Here is a 2,431-nt window from a genome sequence, read left to right on the forward strand (position 1 = left end):
GTTGGTAATATTTTTAGCGGTCAGGTGGTTTCTGAAACGGCAAAAACGCTTTCAGACCGTTTCGGAAAGGTACTGCAAAAACGCCAAAGCATGACTATCAACCGAAATGACAAATCAACCTCAATCAGTACGCAGATGGATAGTTTGATACCGCCCAGTAAAATATCTAACTTGACACAGGGTATGTTTGTGGGTGCGGTCAGCGACAATTTCGATGAACGGATAGAACAGAAAATATTCCATGCGGAAATTGTGGTGGATAACGAGCAAGTGAAGCGGGAAACTGCCAACTACAAGAAACTACCCCAAATTATAGATTTTAGGGACGAGGACGGAAACGACCGGATGCAGGAAGAAATACAGGCAAACTACAACCGGGTCAAGCAGGAAGTCCAGCAGATTGTCACGGACGAAATGGAACGGATTAAGAACGACCCCAATTTACAACATTTGATTAAAGATGTTGAAGAATAAGCATTTGCCTTTCTTTAAGAATAGTATTATTTGTACTTTTGGAGAAATTATAAATTTACTAATTATGGATGAAAGAAATTATGTTTTATGCCAAGATATAAAAGATAGAATATCTAAAAAGTTTATAGAGAATGGATGGATAACAGTTAGTGATATTGGAATACATTCTGCATTAGTAACAGATGAAAATGTATTAGAAGTATTGGGTAACTATTGTTGGGATTTACCGCGAGGGGATGGAATGCCGGGTGTTTCTGTAAGGTATGTAAATAAAAAGCCTATTGTGGATTATGATAGATTGGGACACAATAAATGTGAACCTTTTGTTTTTTATAGGGATGGTTATGGTACACATCCATCTTATATTGAACTATCCGAAGAATTTAGATTGTATCATAATTTGCATGAAAAATACATTTCAGAAGAAGAAAAGAACTATGTTGTTATGAATAATGGTTCAGAAGAGGTCGTAGCAAAACTATCTAAAATATCATTATACATCAAAGCTAAATATGTAAAGGATTATCTTGCGATAAGAAAAATTAATCTATTAATATTCTTTGATATAGAAAATTACGGTTCTTCAACGTATTCAGAACTCAATATTATTCCTGTTAATAATCAAATAATAAAGGAAGATAATTATATATATAATTATACGAATATGTTTGAGTATTTTAATGAAGAAAAAAAATCTTGTGGTTGGATAATGGGGAAATGTGTTTTACGCTATGAACAAAAGACTGACTATGACCCTTTTGAACGTGATAATAATCAATATTTAGATTATATAATTGGATATGATGATAATGGAGAAGAATTACTACATACTTGCAATAAGGATTTTCTATCAAATTACTTCGTTCAAAAAGAAAATGAACCGTTAGAACTAACGCCTGTATTTTTTTCTAAAGATGTATTAAATAAGTATTATAACAACCCCAATAAATATACAGTTAGTGATGGTCTTATTACTTGTGATGGTTCATGGAGTTTAAAGGTTGATAATAATTGTAAAGAGTATGTTATTGTAATGTTAGTTGATTTAGGAACATTAGATTATAAGGAACAATCCTATTGGAAAGGGTTTAATATAGCTCCACCCCATAAAGGATGCTTAAGTTATACAGCTTATCAACGATGGATTAATGGAGTTTGGTGTAATCCCATAAGCCCTGATTTTGTATTTAAGCAGAAGTATAAATCTTTTAATAAGAAATGGCATGAAATATACGGTTGGTATTTGTTTCTACCTCTAATAAATGAAGATGAACATAGATTTAAAACATTACATTGCTTGACAACTTTAGATAACGAGCAGGATTTTGACGAGCAAATTTTATCTTTAGTAAAATTATTTATAGACTCTCTAAATCAGGAAGAATTAATAAAAAATGTCTGTATTGAGAAAAAAGAAGTAGTAGATTTTCTAAAAAGAAAGAAGTTTGATAGTTTGAAAGATGTTAAAGCTGGTATAGATAAATTTGAGCTATTTATTTTGTCCCAAAAATATCCAATCCCTGATATGTTTAACTTTTTAAGGAAATTGCAGGATTTACGCTCTCGTGATGTTGCTCATAGAAAAAGCTCTAATAAAAGTAATCGAAAAAGTATAGTTGATTTTTTTAATTTAGAAACTAAACCTAAACAACAAATACTTGATGATATTTTTAAAGATGTAATAGAGACTATTTCGACATTAGAAGATTTGTTTATAAATGAAACCCCTAAAAATATAATACCGAAAAAATAGGATTTTTTTGTGCCATAATAAAAAGCAATCTCATTGAGATTGCTTTTTTTATATACTTCTGTGTGGACTAATGAAGCCAAACGGGGACTAATGAAGCCACCCGTTCCCAAATCCTTAAATATACTCTATTTCATCCTTACTTTTACTTCCGAAATTTTTATTTACTCACTAAAATTCAAAACATTATGGATGTAAACACAGCCA

1 protein-coding gene and 1 pseudogene are annotated in these 2,431 nt (G+C 31.1%); both read left to right on the forward strand.

Annotated features, from left to right (window positions below; genetic code table 11):
• Positions 1-474, forward strand: a pseudogene (locus QX565_RS00180) (conjugal transfer protein TraG); the annotation flags it as partial.
• A gap of 64 nt (positions 475-538) precedes the next feature.
• On the forward strand, positions 539-2,227 hold the full coding sequence (locus QX565_RS00185) for a hypothetical protein (RefSeq protein ID WP_289290521.1): 1,689 nt from the start codon (positions 539-541) through the stop codon (positions 2,225-2,227).
• Positions 2,228-2,431: the final 204 nt, after the last annotated feature.

This window comes from Bacteroides sp. 41_26, assembly GCF_949740115.1.
In the GTDB taxonomy this organism is placed as follows: Bacteria; Bacteroidota; Bacteroidia; order Bacteroidales; family Bacteroidaceae; genus Bacteroides; species Bacteroides nordii.

What these genes read in the sequence shown, in the direction of transcription:
- QX565_RS00185 (WP_289290521.1), top strand. Translation starts at nt 539, where the DNA reads ATGGATGAAAGAAATTATGTTTTATGCCAAGATATAAAAGATAGAATA.